This window comes from Ottowia caeni (assembly GCF_050821495.1).
GTDB lineage: Bacteria > Pseudomonadota > Gammaproteobacteria > Burkholderiales > Burkholderiaceae_C > Ottowia > Ottowia caeni.
Genome location: NZ_CP151080.1, coordinates 3932647 through 3951346, shown reverse-complemented (window position 1 = coordinate 3951346; position 18700 = coordinate 3932647). Strand labels below are relative to the sequence as shown.

The following is an 18700-nucleotide window of genomic DNA, read 5'->3' as shown; positions in this document are numbered from 1 at the left end:
GCAGCGATCATCCCCTCGTGACGGCTCTCACACAGCAGAACTAACAGCAACACATGCAGCACCCGGGAATCCTTTTGATGCGCGCGCTGGCGCCGCTACCCTTGGCGTGGATCCGTGCCCTGGGCAGCGTGATGGGGCGCTTGCTTTTCGTGCTCGCGCGTCAACGCCGGCACATCGCGCTGACCAATCTCAGGCTGGCCTATCCAGAGTGGTCAGAAGATCGGCGCCGAGCGGTGGCAAGGCGAAGCTTTGTCTACTTCAGTCAGGCTTTTCTTGATCGTGCATGGCTTTGGCACGGCGATCCCGAAATCGTGCGCCAGCGTTTGCACGTGACAGGTGCCACGCAAGACCTCACGCGAGAGGGTGCCGTGGTCATGTTCGCGCCGCACTTTTACGGCATGGATGCCGGCGGCAGCGCTGTCATGCAGCAAATTGATCGGCCAGCTTGTACCATCTACACCACGCAGCCCGATGCCGTGCTGGATGCCTGGATGCAGCGTGGCCGCCAGCGATTTGGTGATGCAACGCTGCTGAGCCGGACACAGGGGGTAAAGCCCATTGTTCGTGCGCTGCGTGAGGGCAAGATGCTTTACTTGCTGCCAGACATGGATTTTGGGCCTTCTGAATCAGTTTTTGTGCCATTTTTCGGGGTCAGCGCCGCCACCGTGCCTTCGCTTTCGCGCTTTGCCAAGCTCGGAAATGCACGGGTGGTGCCGGTCGTGACGCGCCTGATTGGCACCGGCTACGAAGTTCGGGTTTACCCGGCATGGGAGGCCTATCCCAGTGCCGACGCAACGGCCGACACAGCCCTCATGAACGAGCGGCTGCAAGGCTACATCAACGAGATGCCCGAGCAGTACTATTGGGTGCACAAGCGCTTCAAGACCAGACCGCCGGGCGAGACTTCACTGTATTGAGGGCCTGATCCATGAGCATCCGAATTGTTCGTCTGGGCACGCCGCGGTCAGAGGGAGAAGGGGTGCGTATTGGCACTGTGCGGCGTCCGCCTCGCGGTGTGCCGAAGGCGCAGTTCTCCAGTGGCAACTGGTACGACGTCTGGTACCCGAATCTTTCGCCCAGCCCCGAGAGCATGAAGCTGGCGCTTTCGACACACGAAGAGCCTGACGCCAGCAAGGCTGCCCAAAATTGGGCTTTGTTTACCCGCTTGTTTCGTCGCGAAATGGCCGCACCGGAAGCAGCACGCACGCTGGATCTGCTGGCGGCGTTATCCCACGGTGCGAACTTCTCAGTGGGGTGTTACTGTGCCGATGAGGCGCGCTGTCACCGCTCCATCTTGCGTGCCCTGCTGGCTGAACGTGGGGCGGACATCAAGGACTAGGCTCAGCCCCGTCCTCTTCAGGTGCGCCGTCATCGGGCGGGCTCCCAATCGATGGTGTCGCGTCCACCAAGTCCCGTAGCCAAACCGCTGCGTCTTCCACGCCTTGGCGTTTCAGCGCAGAAAACAGCTTCACCTCGCCGCCGCCGGCTTGCAGCCGGGCGATGGAGAGAGCCTTGGCCTGCTCTGCACGCGTCAGTTTGTCGGCTTTGGTCATGAGGATCAGGAACTTCAGCCCTTCCTCGACGCGCGGTCGGATAACCTCCAGCAACACCTCGTCCAGCTCTTTCAGGCCGTGCCGGGGGTCGCACAGCATCACGATGCCCGCCAGATTTTCACGACTGACGAGATAGTTGGCCATGACCTGCTGCCAGCGCCTCTTGTCGGCCTGCGGCACGGCGGCGTAGCCGTAGCCCGGAAGATCAGTCAGCACGGCATCGGTCAGGCCCTGCCGGCCCAGGGCGAACAGGTTGATGTGTTGAGTGCGCCCGGGCCGCTTGGAGGCGAATGCAAGCTGGTTCTGCTGTGTCAGCGTGTTGATGGCGGTGGATTTTCCGGCGTTGGATCGGCCGACGAAAGCGATCTCCGGTACGTTGTGCTCTGGCAACTGGTTGAGTTGCGCGGCGGTGGTCAGGAAACGGGCTGTGTGGAGCCAGCCCATTGCTTCGCGGGCGCGTTCCTGATCGGCAGCGGCAGCGGCAGCGGCAGCGGCAGGGGCAGGGGCGGGGCGGGGTGAATGAGGAGAGCGGGGCGGATTGGTCATGGCTTAGAGTTCCTGAGAGCCTGTTCAAAGTCTCCTCGCGGGTCCGTTGCGCCAGTTGCACTGCGCTCGAAAAACCGCGTCTGCGTTGTTGAAATTACTCGCGATACCACGGGGTATCCCTGCGTTTTTCGCCTTGCAGCCACAGCATTTCGAACACAACGGCCCTCGCGCAGAGACTTTGAACAGACTCTGAGACATGGGAAGGCCATGCGCGGAGGCTGTTGAAAGAGGCGAGTTGAGGAGGAAGATGGTGAGCATTGTAGAATCAGGCGGTTAGGTGCACCCGATGTGTGGTGCACCAATTCCTCACGACACTACTCAAGAAGACGATCGCCCATGAAGTCGTTCGCCACTTTGCTCACGGCCACCTTGCTAGCCGCCTCAGTATCCGCTTCTGCCGCCGACGCGCCTGCCGCGCCGAAGGTAGACTTGGTCAAAGGGGCTGCCAGCTACGCCGCCGTGTGCGTCGCCTGCCATGCGGCCGACGGTAACTCCACCGTGCCTGCGCAGCCCAAGCTGGCTCAGCAGCATCCTGAGTATCTTCTCAAGCAATTGCTTGAATACAAGAGCGGTGCCCGCAGCAACCCCATCATGACGGGTTTCGCCACCGCGCTGAGCGAGAGCGACGCACGCAACATCTCCTGGTGGCTGGCTTCGCAAAAGGCCGTTCCTGGTTTTTCCAAGGAAGCTGGCACGGTCATGCTCGGCGAGCGTATTTACCGTGGTGGTATTCCTGATCGCACCATTCCTGCTTGCGCTGGTTGCCACAGCCCCAACGGCTCCGGCATTCCCTCGCAGTATCCGCGTCTGTCTGGCCAGCACGCAGATTACACTGCCGCTCAACTCGTCGCTTTCCGCGATGGCACCCGCAAGAATAATGCGGTCATGCATGATGTGGCTGCCAAAATGAACGACCGCGAGATCAAAGCGGTGTCTGATTACATCGCCGGTCTGCGCTAAAGAATAAGAACCAGGAGCCGGGGCGGATCACCATCGCGATCCCTCGGGCTCTCGGTGTCAGCACATACCAAGGTGTATTCGCACTTGATTTTTCAGGTGCGAATGCGCGCCAAACCGCGTCTGTGGCGCGGTTTTTTTCTGGAAGCTAAAGGACTGATGCAAGTCAAGAAATTTGCATTCCAAGGAAACCAATTGCTAGGTTTCACGCTCCAACGGTGCGAGTACGAGTACGCCTGCGTGTAAGCAAGCGGTTGGTTAACAGGCGGATTTCAAACGGCATGGCAACGATCACTACGGAAGGCTTCGAGCCGCAAGGCGGCTCCCGAGTTTGGCGCACGGCGGTGGAGGTGCTGTCGTCCATGCGCTTCGCGATTGCGTTGCTCACGGTCATTTGTATCGCATCGGTCATTGGTACCGTGCTCAAGCAGCACGAGCCGGCGGTCAATTACACCAACCAGTTTGGGCCATTCTGGGCCGAAGTGTTCCTCGCTATCAAGCTCAATGCGGTCTACAGCGCCTGGTGGTTTCTGGTGATCCTGGCTTTTCTGGTGGTAAGCACATCGCTGTGCATTGCTCGCAATACCCCCAAGATCCTGTCCGATCTCAAAAACTACAAAGAAAACATCCGCGAACAAAGCCTCAAAGCCTTTCACCACAAGGCCGAGGCGCAGTTGCCCGGCTCTCCGGAAGCTGAGGCACAGCGCATTGGCCAGCTGCTGGCGGGCGGCGGTTGGAAGGTGAAGTTGCAGGCACGGGAGTCCACCCAGCGGGGTGCCAAGGGCTGGATGGTGGCTGCCAAGGCAGGCGGCGCCAACCGGATTGGCTACATAGCCGCTCATGGAGCCATTGTCATGGTCTGCCTCGGCGGCCTCCTTGATGGCGATCTGATCGTTCGCGCGCAGACCTGGTTCGGAGGCAAATCAGTCTATTCCGGCAGCGGTCTGGTGTCCGAAGTGAAGCCTGAGCACCGTTTGTCTGAACGGAACCCCACGTTTCGCGGCAACCTCATGGTGGCCGAAGGGTCCCAATCCAGCACCGCCATATTGAGCCAGTCTGACGGCGTGCTCCTGCAAGAGCTGCCTTTTGCGGTTGAACTCAAGAAGTTCATTGTCGAGTATTACTCCACAGGCATGCCCAAATTGTTCGCCAGCGAAATTGTCATCCATGACAAAGAGACGGGCGAGACCAAGGAAGCACGTGTGGAAGTCAACCACCCGGCCAGCTACAAAGGCGTGCAGATCTACCAAAGCAGCTTCGACGACGGCGGCTCGCGGGTGAAGCTCAAGGCGGTTCCTATCAAAGCCAGCAGCCAGCCGTTCGAGATCGAGGGACAGATCGGCGGATCTTCGGAAATCACCAACGGCAGCGAGAAGCTGACGCTCGAATATACGGGGCTGCGCGTCATAAACGTGGAGAACCTGACCAATGAGCAGCCGACAGGTGTCGATGTGCGCAAGGTCGATCTGCGTCAGGCGCTGAATGATCGTCTCGGTGCGGCGGACAAGACCACCACCTCGCGCGAGTTGCGCAACGTGGGCCCCAGCATTAGTTACAAGTTGCGCGATGCTGCCGGCCAGGCACGTGAGTTCAATAATTACATGTTGCCGGTGGACACCGGCGACGGCGTGCCGGTGTTCCTGCTGGGTGTGCGCGATACACCGGCCGAGCCATTTCGCTACCTCCGCCTCCCGGCCGATGAAGACAGCAGCATGCAAGGCTTCTTGGGCATGCGTGCGGCCCTGCTTGATCCTGCGCAGCGGGAGCGTGCGGTACGCCGCTACGTGATGAAGGCGGTGGAGCCAGGGCGGGCTGAACTCGCTGAGCAATTGGCGGTTTCGGCCGGACGCGCATTGGGTCTGTTTGCTGGTGTGGAAATGGTCAAAGGCCAGCAAAAGGGCGGCTTGCAAGCCATTGCCGACTTCATCGAAGACGCTGTCCCCGAGAGCGAGCGTGAAAACGCCGCGGGCGTCTTGCTGCGCATTCTTAACGGTACCTTGCTGGAGCTGAATTCGCTTTCTCGTGAAACGCGGGGCAAGCCTCCGCTGGAGGAGAACGAAGCGAACGGCCGTTTCATGACGCAGGCTGTGCTGGCGTTATCAGACATCAATTTCTACCCGGCCCCTGTGGCACTGGAGCTCACCGACTTCACCCATGTGCAAGCCAGCGTGTTCCAAGTGGCTCGTGCCCCCGGAAAGACTGTGGTCTATCTGGGTTGCCTGTTGCTCATTCTGGGTGTTTTTGCCATGCTCTATGTCCGCGAGCGGCGTTTGTGGGTGTGGCTGGCTTCCGAAGGCACCGGCGCCCACGCAACGATGGCCTTGTCTTTCAACCGCAAAACGCTCGACGCCGATCGCGAACTCAGCGAGCTTCGAGAGAAATTGCTGGCGTCTTCCTGACCTGATGTCTCAGTTATTGAACTCGAGACTTGGGACCTAGAGATCTGGATATGAATATCACTACCACCGTAGCAGCATCTTCTTCTGGCACGCTGACCCTGAACGAGGGCTACTTCATTCGTCGCAAGTGGGATGAATGGCTGTTTGCCGTGTTGGCGGTGGCGGGCGCCCTGTTTGCGTTCTCAAAGTACCATGCCTCCATGGATATCTACGAGAAGTGGATTCTGGCGGGTACAGTACCTGTGGTCGTCTGGCTGGGCTGGTTCTGGAGGCCGTTGCGGCACCTGATGCTCGTGGTGGCGGCGCTGTCGCTGCTGGCCATTGTTTCCTACGACGGCGATCTGCGGCGCGGAGACACCGTTTTCTGGCTCAAGTATTTCATCTCGAGCCAGTCCGCCATCCTCTGGATGAGCATGCTGTTTTTCATGAGCACGGTGTTCTACTGGGTGGGCATGTTCTCGCGCGGTCAGGCTGCTGCCTTCGAGGGACTGGGCTCCAAGGTGGCCTGGGTGGCGGTCACCCTCGCACTTGTCGGTACCATGGTGCGCTGGTATGAAAGCCATCAGATCGGCCCAGACATTGGCCACATCCCGGTCAGCAATCTGTATGAGGTGTTCGTACTTTTCTGCTGGATGACAGCGCTTTTCTATCTCTATTACGAAGCGCAGTACAAGACGCGCTCCATGGGTGCCTTTGTCATGCTGGTGGTGAGCGCGGCCGTGGGCTTCCTGCTTTGGTACACGCTGGTGCGCGAGGCGCACGAAATTCAGCCTCTGGTGCCGGCGCTGAAAAGCTGGTGGATGAAGCTGCACGTGCCGGCCAACTTCATCGGCTATGGCACCTTTGCGCTGGCTGCCATGGTGGGCTTTGCCTATCTCATCAAGTTGCAGGTGGCCGAAACCCGCTGGTACCGTATGGCGCCGATCTGGTTGTTTGGCGTGGCCTTGTGCTTCGTGCCCCTGGCATTCCGCCAGCGCAGCGTGGGAGAGGCGGGCGGTACTTACTGGTTTGTTTACGCGGTCATCGCGGCGTTGGTTATCGGCGGTATTGTGTTGGGCCGCAAGCGCATCGCCGAACGTCTGCCCAGCCTGGAAGTGTTGGACGACGTGATGTACAAATCCATCGCGCTAGGCTTTGCATTTTTCACCATTGCCACGGTGCTTGGCGCGCTCTGGGCCGCTGACGCCTGGGGCGGCTACTGGAGCTGGGACCCGAAGGAGACCTGGGCTCTGATCGTCTGGCTGAATTATGCGGCTTGGTTGCACATGCGGCTGATGAAGGGCTTGCGCGGCGCCGTGGCTGCCTGGTGGGCCGTGGCAGGACTGGCTGTAACCACCTTCGCCTTCATTGGCGTCAACATGTTCCTCAGCGGTTTGCATAGCTACGGCACGTTGTAGACATCCCTGTTTTGGGATTTATTGCTATCTTTGTAGGAGCGGTTTTAGCCGCGAAAGACGACCAAAACAAGCTGCATTGGGATGTGAACCTGGCTTGAAAGACCCATATCATGCTGATCCGAAACACTGACTCAGGTTTTATCCATCCGCACCCGAGCGAGATCACGCCGCCCTCCGTTTACCATGGCCGGCGAGAGTTGCTCAGGCTGATGGCCGGCGGAGCCGCCGGTAGCGTGTTGGCCGGTTGGGCGTCGCGAGACGCGTGGGCCCAGGGGGCTCGTCCTGGCAGGGGTGCTCCGCTGGCTGCCGCCAAGTCAAACGTGGCCGGCGCGGTCACCATGGAAAAGTCGACCGACTACAAAGACGCTACCAGCTACAACAATTTCTACGAGTTCGGCACCGACAAGAGTGACCCGGTGCGCTACGCCTCGACTCTGAAAACCACGCCTTGGTCGGTGGAGGTCGAGGGGCTGGTCAATAAGCCCGGCAAATATGATCTTGAAAAGTTGCTCAAGCTCTCACCCATGGAGGAGCGCATCTACCGCCTGCGCTGCGTCGAAGGCTGGTCCATGGTGATTCCCTGGGTGGGGTATTCACTCTCTGAACTGATCAGGCGTCTGGAGCCGCAGGGCAGTGCCAAGTATGTGGAATTTTTCACCCTGGCGGACAAGGCCACCATGCCTGGCCTGCGTTCCGATGTTCTCGATTGGCCGTATGTCGAGGGCCTTCGCCTCGATGAAGCCATGCACCCACTGACTCTGCTGACGTTCGGTATGTACGGCGAAGTGCTTCCCAAGCAAAACGGTGCCCCTGTGCGGCTGGTGGTGCCCTGGAAGTATGGGTTTAAATCAGTCAAATCCATCGTCAAGATCCGCTTTCTCGACAAAGAGCCGCGAACGGCCTGGAACAAGGCGGCTGCGAATGAATACGGCTTCTACTCCAACGTTAATCCGACTGTGGACCACCCGCGCTGGAGTCAGGCCACGGAACGTCGCATTGGAGAAGACGGCCTGTTTGCAAAGCGACGCAAGACATTGCTCTTTAACGGCTATGAAGCGCAAGTGGGGCAACTTTATGCGGGCATGGATCTGAGGAAGAATTTCTAGTTCACACCCCCGGTACCTGCCTCCTGTGAAAAGCGCCCTGCTCAGTAGAGCCGCCAAGCCAGTGCTCTTCGTGTTGTGCCTGCTGCCTCTGGCATGGCTGGTGTATGGAGCTGCCTTTGATCGGCTAGGCGCCAACCCTGCAGAGGCGCTGATTCGTGGCCTGGGTGAATGGACGCTGCGGCTGCTGTGCGTGACCTTGGCTGTCACGCCCTTGCGTGTTCGCTGGCGACTGCCGCAGCTGGCCCGATTCAGGCGCATGTTGGGGCTCTTCGTATTTTTTTATGCCAGTTTGCACTTGCTGGCCTATGCCTGGCTCGATATGGGCTTCGAGGTCGCGGATATTGCGCGCGATATTTCCAAGCGGCCATTCATTCTGGTGGGCTTTGCAGCGTGGTTGTCTCTGATGCCGTTGGCGGCGACCTCGTTCAACCGCGCTATCCGTGCCATGGGGGCGCGCCGCTGGCAGATGCTGCACCGGCTTGTTTATGTGATCGCCGGCCTCGCGGTGCTCCATTTCTTCTGGATGCGAAGCGGAAAGCGCGACTACGCCGAGGTGGTGGTGTACGGCGCGCTCATCGGCGCATTGCTGCTGGAGCGTGTGTGGCGCGCATTACGCACCACACGCTCGTCGCGAACAGAAGGTCCCGGACTTCCGTTCTCAGGGTAATTCCAGCCGCCACAAGTCCTGCACGCTTTCGCGGGCACGAATGAGGCGGGAGTTGGCGCCGTCCACCAAGACCTCTGCGGGGCGGGGGCGGGTGTTGTAGTTGCTACTCATGCTCATGCTGTAGGCGCCGGTGGAGAGTACGGCCAGCAGGTCGCCGGGTTGCACGGCGAGGTTCCGGTCTCGGCCGAGCCAGTCACCGCTTTCGCACACCGGTCCGACAACGTCGTACGTGACGGGCGCGTCATCACGCGGCTGCAGCGCCACGATCTGGTGGAATGCCTCGTACAAGGCAGGGCGCGGAAGATCGTTCATGGCGGCATCGACAATGCAGAAATTCTTCTGCTCGCCGGGCTTGAGATACTGCACTTCAGTAATGCAGACCCCCGCATTGCCGACCAGCGAACGGCCGGGCTCGATCATCAGCTTACGGTCACCGAACCCGCGAGCGTCCAGGCGCTCCAGCAAGCGGGCCCACAGCGCATCAGCCGCCGGTGGAGTCTCGCCGTTGTAGTCGATGCCCAGGCCACCGCCGAAGTCGATGTGGTGAATGGCGATGCCCGCGGCTTCTATGCTCGTCACGAGATCAAGCACCCGATCCATGGCTTCCAGGTAAGGCGCCTCCTCGGTGATCTGAGACCCGATGTGGCAGTCAATGCCTACTACGTGCAAACCAGGCAAAGTGGCTGCCCGTTGATATGCTGCCAGCGCATCCTCGTGTGCAATGCCGAATTTGTTGCCTTTCAAGCCTGTCGAGATATAGGGGTGCGTCTTGGCGTCCACATTGGGGTTGACGCGGATACTGACTGGCGCGACCTTTCCGCATTCCCGCGCCACCGCGTCAAGCACCTCCAGCTCCGCCAGGCTCTCGATGTTGAAGCAGCCCACGCCCGCTTCCAAGGCTTGTCGCATTTCATGGCGAGTCTTGCCGACTCCTGAAAAAACGATTTTTGCCGGCTCCGCACCCACGGTCAAGGCTCGTTCGAGCTCGCCACTGGAGACGATGTCGAAGCCGCAACCGGCGTCCGCCAGAAGCTTCAAAATGGCAAGGCTGGAGTTCGCCTTCATGGCGTAGCAGATCAGTGACTTGCGACCCGCAAGTCCGCGCTGGTATGCCGTCAGTGCTGCCAGGATGGCGGCCTTGGAGTAAACGAACAGGGGTGTGCCATGCTGAGCGGCCAGGTCGCGCAAGACAACCTGCTCGACCATCAGCTGACCATTGCTATAGGCTACGAACGGGCGGCCAGGTAATTTGGCCTGTGAGGAAATCGGTGGATTCATTGGGTTTCAGGCAGGTTGGGCAAAGCCCGTGGACGAGAAGGGCTGCTGGGTGTCGAGACCGGAGTGGGCGACGGATTGGCGGCTGACGCGCGCTCAGACTGACCGAAGACTGTTTGCGGAAGTGTGGCACGATCCGCGGTGGGAGCCGTAGCGGGAATGAAGAGTGGGCCTTTCTGCCCGCAAGCTGCCAATAAGCCCACTACGAAGGGCAGGACAAAGGCGGTCGCTAGAATTCTTGGAAGCTGGCGCGTAAGAGGCATGGGGAAACAATCTCTGGAAACCGCAGTTGACCGCTTTAGTGGGAGTGAAAGCACGATGCGCCGGTTCCGATAAAGTTCGTCCCGTGTGCGGGGCATATCGCGTTGCCGTGACTGCCTGCTCCAACCGTGACAACCTCCCGGGTTCGTCCGACCACCGTTTTTTAAGATTGTAATGACCGACCTAGAATATTTGGACATGGCCGAGGCGTTGCTCGCCCAGATCGAGGCACGCTGCGACCAACTCAACGAAACCACCGACGCCGACATCGACAATCAGCGCGTTGGTGGTTTGGTCACCCTCGCATTCGCTGATGGTAGCCAGATCGTGGTGAACCTGCAGAAGCCGTTGCAAGAGATCTGGCTGGCCTCCCGTTCGGGGGGCTACCATTTTCGTCATCAGGATGGCGGCTGGCGCGACACCAAGACCGGGGAAGACTTCTTCGAGCGCCTGTCCGCCAGCGTCAGCGAGCATGCAGGCATGCCCCTGACCTTTAGCGCTTAGAGCTTCCGAGGTGCCTTTCGGCGCCCTGTGCTCGTGGAGAAACAAGAGGGTTTCCTTGTAGGAGCGGCTTCAGCCGCGATTGGTTTCCTTCGGAGCACAAGACGCCATTGATGACGGTGACCCTTCGCGGCTGAAGCCGCTCCTACAAAAGCAGAGACGATGGAGGCCGTTTTGGGCTTTCAAAGTTTTGTTTCTCATGAGCCTTTTCAAAGTCTCTCCCTGACTCTCTGCTTGATGCTCAGTTCTTGAACAGATCCAGAATCCGGTTGCGCTCCTCGGAGGGTGCTGCGGCTGCCCCGGATGTTTCGGGCGGTGGAGCAAGGCCCGCGCCCTCCAGGTGACTGATGCCGCCGCCCCGGGCGTTTTCCTCGTAGTACCACTCGCCGCCAACGTTGGTCACGCCTTCGGGGGGTGTCAGCTGCGCCACGGGTACGTCCTTGAGGGCGCTCTGCATGAAATTGATCCAGATCGGTAGCGAGAGCCCGCCGCCCGTCTCCCGGGCACCCAGGTTGCGCGGGGTGTCGTAGCCCATCCACACGACGGCCGCCAACGTGGGTTGGTAGCCCGCAAACCAGGCGTCAATCGAGTCGTTGGTGGTGCCTGTTTTGCCGAAAAGATCAGGGCGCTTGAGCGTGGCCTGCGCCCGTGCAGCTGTCCCGCTCCGCGCGACTTCCTGCAGCATGGTGTTCATGATGAAGGCATTGCGAGCGTCAATGGCCCGATTGGACTCCCCAGGTTCACTGGGTTTGCTGCCTGCCAGAATTTTGCCTGTGTGGTCAGTCACGCGCGTGACCAGAAACGGATTGACACGGTAACCACCATTGGCGAACACGCTGAATCCGGCGGCCAGTTGCATGGGGGTCACGGAGCCGGCCCCAAGCGCCATGGTGAGGTAGGGTGGGTTGCGCTCGGCATCGAAGCCGAAGCGGGTGATCCAGTCTTGCCCGAATTGCGGTGTGATCGACTGCAGTACCCGGATCGAGACCATATTGCGTGAGCGGGCCAGTCCGCGCTTCATGCTCATGGGGCCCTCGAAGCCGCCTTCGTAGTTCTTCGGCTCCCATGGCTGGCCGCCGGTCACGCTGCTGTCGAAAAACAGGGGTGTGTCGTTAATGATGGTGGTGGGCGAAAAACCCTTTTCAAGCCCCGCCGAGTAAATGAAGGGTTTGAAGCTGGAGCCCGGTTGGCGCCACGCTTGCGTCACGTGGTTGAACTTATTCTTGTCGAAGTCGAAACCGCCGACCAGGGCCTTTACCGCGCCGTTTCGTGGATCCAGGGCGACCAGCGCGCCTTCCACCTCGGGCAGTTGCGCAATCTCCCAGCCTCCTTTGCCCGCTTGAACCACACGAATCACAGCGCCTGGCCGGATGCGAATGGCCGGTGCGGCCTTGGCTGAAAGCCCCCTTGCGCGGAACGCAGGCCCTCTCCGGTGATCGTGATCTTGTCTCCGCCCCGGCGCATGGCTTGCACCTCCCGTGCATCGGCCTGCAGCACCACGGCAGACAAGAGATTGCCTGTGTCGGGGTGGTCGTCCAGCGCGTCGTCCACCGCATCCTCGATCTCGGTAGCCTCTTTGGGGAGATCGATAAATTTCTCTGGGCCGCGATAGGCCTTGCGGCGATCAAAGTCCAGGATGCCGCGGCGCAAAGCGTTATAGGCGGCGATCTGGTCCGGGGCGTTGATGGACGTGTATACGTTCAGGCCGCGGCTGTAGGTCTGCTCGCCATACTGCGCGAACATCAGTTGGCGCACCATTTCGGCCACGTACTCGGCGTGCACGCGCGTGGTCTCCCTGGCGGGTCTGATACGCAGTTCTTCCTTCTTGGCCGCAGCTGCCTGCTCGGCGGTGATGAAATCATTCTCCGCCATGCGCTCAATGATGTAGAGCTGCCGGGAGCGGGCACGGGTGGGGTTGCTGATGGGGTTGTTGGCGGAGGGCGCCTGTGGCAACCCCGCGAGCATGGCGGCTTCGGCAATCGAAATGTCCTTCAGAGGCTTGCCGAAATAGGCTTCGGAAGCGGCCGCGAACCCGTAGGATCGATTGCCCAGGAAGATCTGGTTCATGTAGATCTCCAGGATCTGGTCCTTCGTGAGCAGATGCTCCAGTTTGAAGGTCAGCAGAATCTCGTAGATCTTGCGTGTATAGGTTTTTTCCGACGTCAGGTAGACGTTGCGCGCCACCTGCATGGTGATCGTCGACGCTCCCTGGCTCTTGACGCGGCCCAGGTTGGCGATCGCGGCGCGCACCACCCCAACGTAGTCCACCCCGTTGTGCTGATAAAAGCGGGCGTCCTCAATCGCCAGTACCGCATCCTTCATGACCTGAGGAATTTCCTTGATCGGCGTCAGATGGCGTCGCTCCTCTCCAAATTCGCCGATAAGTGAGCCTTCTGAGGTGAACACCCGCAACGGCAGCTTCGGGCGGTAGTTCGACAGCTCCGACACATCGGGCAGGTTCGGATAGGCAATGGCCAGTGCCATCAGGCCTGCCATGACAGCGCAGAGCGCCAGGGCCACCATGGAGCCAGCCGCCCATGCCAAGCCCTTCAGGGTCCAGATCACCCAATTTGCTCTTTGGGCGGCAGCACGCTTGGCGGCGTTGCCTGAGTTTTCGGTGGCCATAGGTCTAGATCAATAGTTGAGGGATGCTGGCGCAGGAGAGGCTCAACTGAGCCAGTTATCTACTACGTTTTGCAACATATTCATGCCGATGTTGGTTTTGGGGAGAAAGCGAAGATAATGAATCGTGTTTGATCGTTAGTTTTTGACAACGAGTGAAACAAAATTCATCTCGAATTTCCTTTATCCTACAAAGGTCTTCCTGCTAGCATGCAAGTGAGTTGTTAAGTCTGAAGTGCTTCAATTGACGTAAAAAGTAACCGGATACTGTCTTGACTATTGCTTCGATGTTCAGTCGCGGACCTGCGCCAATGATTGGCCTTGACATAAGCTCCTCTAGCGCGAAGCTGGTCGAGCTGGGTCAGGATCGTTCCGCAAACCTTGTGCTCGAGCGCTGTGCCATCGAGCCGCTGGGTCGCGGCTGGGTCAATGAAGGTAATGTCGAAAAATTCGATGAAGTGGCTGAGGCTTTACGTCGGCTGGTCAGAAAAAGCGGAACCAAGGCAAAAAATGTGGCCTTGGCCCTGCCGGCTGCGGTGGTGATCACCAAGAAAATCATTTTACCAAGCGGCTTGACCGAGCGTGAAATGGAGATCCAGGTTGAATCGGAAGCCAATCAGTACATTCCGTTTTCTCTTGACGAGGTGAGCCTCGACTTCTGCGTGGTAGGCCCCAGTGCAACTTCAACAGGCGATGTGGAAGTCATGATCGCCGCCTCCCGAAGGGAAACGGTCAGTGACCGTCAGGGTTTGGCTGAAGCCGTTGGGCTGAATCCGGTCGTGATCGATGTGGAGTCCTACGCTTCGCGCCTGTCCGTTGGCCGGGTAGTCGAGCGCCTTCCCGGCGGCGGTGCCGACGCCATGATCGCGCTGATAGAGATCGGCGCCAACATCTCGACCCTGCAGGCATTGCGCAATGATGAGCTTCTCTACGAGCGCGACCAAGTTTTTGGTGGCGCCCAGCTGACTCAGATGCTGGTGCGGCAGTACGGCTTCACACAGGAAGAAGCTGAAGCCAAGAAGCGGGCCGGAGAGTTGCCTGACGACTATGGCCGAGTGGTGCTGCAGCCTTTTCTGGAAGCGCTCGCGCAGGAGGTGGAGCGGGCCCTGAAGTTCTTCTTCACCAGTACGCCGCATCACAGGGTGGACTACATCTTGCTTGCGGGGGGGGCGCCAATCTGCCGGGCCTCACAGAAGCCGTGACCAGGCACACATCGTTTCCTTGTCAGGTGGTCAACCCGTTCGAAGGCATGGAAATTGGCCGTGCCGTGCGTGAAAACCGCATGCTGCGTGAAGCGCCTTCCTATCTGACGGCGTGCGGGCTGGCCATGCGGAGGTTCCTGCCGTGATATTGATTAACCTGCTGCCGCATAGAGAACTGGCTCGCAAGCGTGCGCGTCAGCTTTTCAACGCGTCGTTGATGGCCTCGATCGTGGGCGGAGCACTGGTTGCCGCCGGGGTGTATCTCTGGTACCAGAATGCCATTGCGGACCAGCAGGGGCGCAACGCGGTTCTTCAGGCCGAGATCAAGAAGCTCGACAACGAGATCAAGGAAATCGCCACGCTGCAAAATGAAATTGCGGCGCTGAAGGCGCGTCAGCAGGCGGTGGAAGATCTGCAAGCCGACCGCAACCTGCCAGTGCACCTGCTCAATGAAGTTGTTCGCCAACTGCCCGATGGGGTCTATCTCAAGACCCTCAAGCAGGAAAACCGCAACGTTCTTCTGGGTGGTGTGGCGCAGTCGAACGAGCGTGTCTCGGCATTGTTGCGCAACCTCTCGCGCAACAGCGAATGGGTCACCAAACCGGAACTCGTGGAAATCGTGGCGAGCAATCTGGCGCTGACTCCACGTGAGCATCGCCGTGTCTACAACTTCGTCGTGCGGGTACAGCTGCAGCGCGCCAGTGATGTGCAACCGGCTGCGGCCGGGGCTGCCGCGAAACCTGCCGCCAAGCCTGTTGCCAAGAGCTGATCGGCTGTAAGCAACCTACTGACGCAATATTTCCAAACATGGACATCTCAGGCTCACTGCAGGCGATTGGAGACCAGTTCCGAGGGCTGGATACCCGCGACCCATCGTCTTGGCCCGCGATTCCTCGGTACGCATTGCTGGCGGCAGTGGCCGCCATCGTTCTGGGCCTGCTCTGGTTTCTCTGGCTGACGAACTCCAACGACGAGCTCGAGGCCGAACGTGCCAAGGAGGTGACACTGCGTACCGACTACACAGCCAAATTGCAGAAAGCGGTCAGCCTGGAAGAGCTTAAGAGGCAGCGCGTCCAAGTCATGCAGTACGTGACCCTTCTTGAGAAGCAGTTGCCCAGCAAGTCGGAAATGGACGCCTTGCTGTCCGACATCAACCAAGCCGGCGTTGGGCGCAGCCTGCAGTTCGATCTGTTCCGCCCAGGGCAGGTGGCCGTCAGGGATTATTACGCCGAGTTGCCTATTGCCGTGAAGGTCACAGGTCGCTTTCACGACATAGGGGATTTCACGGCTGACATTGCGCATTTATCGCGAATTGTCACGCTCAACAACCTGGCGATCGCGCCGAGCGCCGGCAAAGACGGGGCGGGTACGCTCACGCTGGAAGCTACAGCCAAAACCTTCCGCTACCTTGATCCTGACGAGGTGGCGGCTCAGCGTAAAACAGCGCAGGGCGCGAAGGGGGCAAGAAGGTGAGCTGTCGCTTGAATAAAGCCGTAAGCGGGACCCTGGGGCTTGCAGTCTTGGCGGGGTCGTTGGCTGGCTGCGCACCATCGGGTGAAGGCGACCTGCAAAAGTGGATGTCCGAGCAGCGGCGTCAGACTGTGCCGCGCGTGTCGCCCATCAGCGAGCCCAAGCGATATGAGCCGTTGAGCTATACCGAGGCCGCTGCCTTGGATCCCTTCAGCCTTCAAAGGCTGACTCAGGCATTGCGCCGCGACACGTCCTCTGTGAGTAACAGCGCCGTGCTGGTGGCTCCGGAGCTCAATCGCCGCAAGGAGCCGCTGGAGAGCTACCCGCTAGACGCGATGGCCATGGTCGGCAGCCTCGAGCGAGGTGGCCAGCGTGTGGCCTTGATCAAGGTCGATAGGCTTCTCTACCAAGTGAGAGTGGGTAATTATCTGGGTCAGAACTTTGGCCGCGTGATGAAGGTCACCGAGGGCGAGGTCACCTTACGTGAAATTGTGCAGGACGCAGCCGGCGAATGGATCGAGCGGAGCGCAGCGCTGCAACTGCAGGAGAATGCAAAATGAGGAACTGGGAAAATTCAGCGTGGAGGTCTCTGCGACGAGCCGCGTTAGGCTTGGCCGCATTGGTCACTGCAGCCGGTGCGTTAGCCCAGGTGAGCATCGAGGCGGTCACAGCTTCGATTCAGGGTGGCTCGGAGGTGGTGCGGATCGACCTATCCCAGCCCCTCAAGGCCGTGCCCGAAGGCTTCGTCATTCAATCGCCTGCTCGAATCGCACTTGATTTTCCGGGGGTAAGCAATGCGCTGGGCCGCACCCAGGTGCCGCTGAATCAGGGTAATGTGCAAACCGCCAACGTGGTGCAAGCAGGTGACCGCACGCGTGTGGTGCTTAACCTGAATCGATCCGCCAATTACCGGGCAGAGGTGCAAGGCCGCGCGCTGCTGGTGGTGCTTGACCAAGTGGTCACTCAGGCGCCAGCCAGTTCGACGGCGCGCATGTTTGCAGAAAGCCAGCCCAATGCGGACGTGCTGCCCCTGCGGGACATCGATTTCCGCCGCGGTGTCGAGAGCGCCGGCCGCGTCGTCGTCGACCTGCCGAACAATCAGGTGGGGGTCGACATCCGACAGCAAGGGCGGAACCTGGTGGTCGAATTCCTCAAGACCAGTTTGCCCGAGGGCCTGCGCCGTCGTCTTGATGTCACTGACTTTGGCACCCCTGTGCAAACCATCACAACCACCCAATCGGGCGACCGTGTGCGCATGGTGATCGAGCCCAAAGGGCAATGGGAGCACAGCGCCTACCAGAGCGACTCCCAGTTGGTCGTCGAAGTGCGTCAGCAGAAGGTGAACCCAGACAAGCTCACGCAAGGCACGGGCTACAGCGGCGAGAAGCTGTCTCTGAATTTCCAGAACATTGAAGTGCGCTCACTGTTGCAGGTGATTGCAGACTTCACGAACTTCAACATCGTGACCTCCGATTCTGTGCAGGGCAACCTGACCCTGCGCTTGAACGACGTGCCTTGGGACCAGGCCCTTGACATCATTCTTCAGGCCAAGGGCCTGGGGCTTAAGCGCAGCGGCAATGTCTTGCAGATAGCCCCCAAGGAAGAGTTGGCAGCCAAGGAGAAGGCCGAACTTGAAGCTTTGGCGGCTGTGCAAAACCTTGAGCCCTTGCGGACGCAATCGTTCCAGCTCAACTATACGAAGGCCACCGACATTGCGCGGCAACTCATGGGTAACAGCCTGGGTGGGTCAGGCGGGGTCGGCAGCACAGCCACCACCCGTATCTTGAGCCCGCGCGGTAGCGTTATCGCCGAGCCGCGAACCAACCAGATCTTCGTCTCCGACATATCCACCAAGCTGACGCAGGTGCAGGAGATGATCTCCAAGCTCGATATTGCGGTGCGCCAAGTGCTTATCGAGGCCCGGATCGTGGAAGCTTCAGACACCTTTGGCCGCTCGCTCGGTGTACGCTTGGGCGGTGCCGACCTCCGCGGCGTGCGGGGCGGAGATGCGGGCTATGGCCTGGGTAACGGTAACCGGGTTGCGTTGGGCGGGTCCTACAACGCCGGCATTGGAACTACCGTGCCTGGCCAGTCGCCACTGCTCACTTACGACACCAGCGGCAGCGACAAAATCGGCAGCACCAATTTTCTGAACCTGCCTGCGGCAGGCTTCAATGGCTACAACGCGCCCAGCCTCGCACTCTCGCTTTTCAATTCTGCTGCCAACCGATTCCTGAACCTCGAAATTTCCGCCATGGAGGCCGACGGCAAAGGCAAAATCGTTTCCAGCCCGCGGGTGGTGACTGCTGACCAGACCAAGGCCATCATCGAGCAGGGTACGGAATTCGCCTACCAGCAAGCCACCTCAAGCGGCGCGACCGCAGTGGCTTTCCGCAAGGCCGTACTGAGCCTCGAAGTGACACCGCAGATTACGCCCGAGGGCAACGTCATTCTTGATCTGATCGTCAATAATGACAGCCCCGGAACAGTCATTGCCAATGCCATGTCCATCAACACCAAGAAAGTCCAGACCCAGGTTCTGGTCGAAAATGGGGGAACGGTGGTCATTGGCGGTATCTTCACCTTGACCGAAAACGAAGTGGTCAACAAGGTTCCCCTGCTCGGAGACATTCCCTTGCTGGGCAACCTTTTCAAGAACAAGACGAAGAACTCCGACAAGCAGGAAATGCTGGTGTTCATTACTCCCAAAATCATCACGGATCGCAGCGCGATGCGTTGAGCTT

At 59.6% G+C, this 18700-nt stretch carries 15 protein-coding genes and 2 pseudogenes; 13 read left to right on the top strand and 4 right to left on the bottom strand.

Annotated features, from left to right (window positions below):
- Nucleotides 1-53: 53 nt before the first annotated feature.
- Together AAAK34_RS18550 and AAAK34_RS18545 are read left to right on the top strand one after the other, a co-directional pair.
- Complete coding sequence (locus tag AAAK34_RS18550; protein WP_231694751.1) at nucleotides 54-917, top strand: lysophospholipid acyltransferase family protein; 864 nt, start codon at nucleotides 54-56, stop codon at nucleotides 915-917.
- A gap of 11 nt (nucleotides 918-928) precedes the next feature.
- Complete coding sequence (locus AAAK34_RS18545) at nucleotides 929-1339, top strand: DUF488 family protein, N3 subclade (RefSeq protein ID WP_231694752.1); 411 nt, start codon at nucleotides 929-931, stop codon at nucleotides 1337-1339.
- Here the strand turns inward: AAAK34_RS18545 and yihA are convergent.
- Nucleotides 1329-2099, bottom strand: coding sequence for a ribosome biogenesis GTP-binding protein YihA/YsxC (yihA, locus tag AAAK34_RS18540; protein WP_431777553.1), 771 nt, complete (start codon nucleotides 2097-2099; stop codon nucleotides 1329-1331). The genes AAAK34_RS18545 and yihA overlap by 11 nt on opposite strands.
- A gap of 336 nt (nucleotides 2100-2435) precedes the next feature.
- Here yihA and AAAK34_RS18535 point away from each other — a divergent pair, with 336 nt between their 5' ends.
- From AAAK34_RS18535 to AAAK34_RS18515, 5 genes are all read left to right on the top strand, one after another.
- Complete coding sequence (locus tag AAAK34_RS18535; protein ID WP_231694753.1) at nucleotides 2436-3059, top strand: c-type cytochrome; 624 nt, start codon at nucleotides 2436-2438, stop codon at nucleotides 3057-3059.
- Between the two features lie 278 nt (nucleotides 3060-3337).
- Nucleotides 3338-5455 (top strand): cytochrome c biogenesis protein ResB, encoded by a 2118-nt coding sequence (locus tag AAAK34_RS18530; protein ID WP_231694754.1) that lies wholly within the window; start codon nucleotides 3338-3340, stop codon nucleotides 5453-5455.
- A gap of 50 nt (nucleotides 5456-5505) precedes the next feature.
- A complete protein-coding gene (gene ccsB, locus AAAK34_RS18525) occupies nucleotides 5506-6852 on the top strand; it encodes a c-type cytochrome biogenesis protein CcsB (RefSeq protein WP_231694755.1) in 1347 nt (448 codons plus the stop codon).
- Between the two features lie 110 nt (nucleotides 6853-6962).
- Nucleotides 6963-7958 (top strand): protein-methionine-sulfoxide reductase catalytic subunit MsrP, encoded by a 996-nt coding sequence (gene msrP, locus AAAK34_RS18520; protein WP_231694756.1) that lies wholly within the window; start codon nucleotides 6963-6965, stop codon nucleotides 7956-7958.
- 25 nt (nucleotides 7959-7983) lie between these two features.
- Nucleotides 7984-8625, top strand: coding sequence for a protein-methionine-sulfoxide reductase heme-binding subunit MsrQ (locus AAAK34_RS18515; RefSeq protein WP_231694757.1), 642 nt, complete (start codon nucleotides 7984-7986; stop codon nucleotides 8623-8625).
- Here the strand turns inward: AAAK34_RS18515 and lysA are convergent.
- The gene (lysA, locus tag AAAK34_RS18510; protein WP_231694758.1) at nucleotides 8617-9903 is read right to left on the bottom strand and encodes a diaminopimelate decarboxylase; all 1287 of its coding nucleotides are present in this window, start codon (nucleotides 9901-9903) and stop codon (nucleotides 8617-8619) included. The genes AAAK34_RS18515 and lysA overlap by 9 nt on opposite strands.
- Nucleotides 9900-10163 carry an LPS translocon maturation chaperone LptM gene (lptM, locus tag AAAK34_RS18505; RefSeq protein ID WP_431777552.1) on the bottom strand — a complete coding sequence of 88 codons (264 nt, stop codon included), beginning with the start codon at nucleotides 10161-10163 and terminating at the stop codon, nucleotides 9900-9902. The genes lysA and lptM overlap by 4 nt, the downstream gene beginning before the upstream one ends.
- 172 nt (nucleotides 10164-10335) lie before the next feature.
- On the opposite strand from lptM, the gene cyaY reads away from it, so the two are divergent.
- The gene (cyaY, locus tag AAAK34_RS18500; protein WP_231694759.1) at nucleotides 10336-10665 is read left to right on the top strand and encodes an iron donor protein CyaY; all 330 of its coding nucleotides are present in this window, start codon (nucleotides 10336-10338) and stop codon (nucleotides 10663-10665) included.
- Between the two features lie 238 nt (nucleotides 10666-10903).
- Here cyaY and AAAK34_RS18495 read toward each other — a convergent pair.
- Nucleotides 10904-13287 (bottom strand): annotated as a pseudogene (locus tag AAAK34_RS18495) (penicillin-binding protein 1A).
- A 284-nt stretch (nucleotides 13288-13571) separates the two neighbouring features.
- On the opposite strand from AAAK34_RS18495, the pseudogene AAAK34_RS18490 reads away from it, so the two are divergent.
- The 5 genes and pseudogenes from AAAK34_RS18490 (at nucleotide 13572) to pilQ (ending at nucleotide 18696) form a co-directional block, all read left to right on the top strand.
- A pseudogene (locus AAAK34_RS18490) lies at nucleotides 13572-14632 on the top strand (pilus assembly protein PilM).
- Nucleotides 14629-15255, top strand: coding sequence for a PilN domain-containing protein (locus AAAK34_RS18485; protein ID WP_231694850.1), 627 nt, complete (start codon nucleotides 14629-14631; stop codon nucleotides 15253-15255). Before AAAK34_RS18490 ends, AAAK34_RS18485 begins: the two are co-directional and overlap by 4 nt.
- A 38-nt stretch (nucleotides 15256-15293) precedes the next feature.
- A complete protein-coding gene (locus AAAK34_RS18480) occupies nucleotides 15294-15959 on the top strand; it encodes a type 4a pilus biogenesis protein PilO (protein WP_231694762.1) in 666 nt (221 codons plus the stop codon).
- An 8-nt stretch (nucleotides 15960-15967) separates the two neighbouring features.
- The gene (locus AAAK34_RS18475; protein ID WP_231694763.1) at nucleotides 15968-16516 is read left to right on the top strand and encodes a pilus assembly protein PilP; all 549 of its coding nucleotides are present in this window, start codon (nucleotides 15968-15970) and stop codon (nucleotides 16514-16516) included.
- Nucleotides 16513-18696: a type IV pilus secretin PilQ gene (gene pilQ / locus AAAK34_RS18470; protein WP_231694764.1), complete on the top strand. Its 2184-nt coding sequence runs from the start codon at nucleotides 16513-16515 to the stop codon at nucleotides 18694-18696. Before AAAK34_RS18475 ends, pilQ begins: the two co-directional genes overlap by 4 nt.
- Nucleotides 18697-18700: the final 4 nt, after the last annotated feature.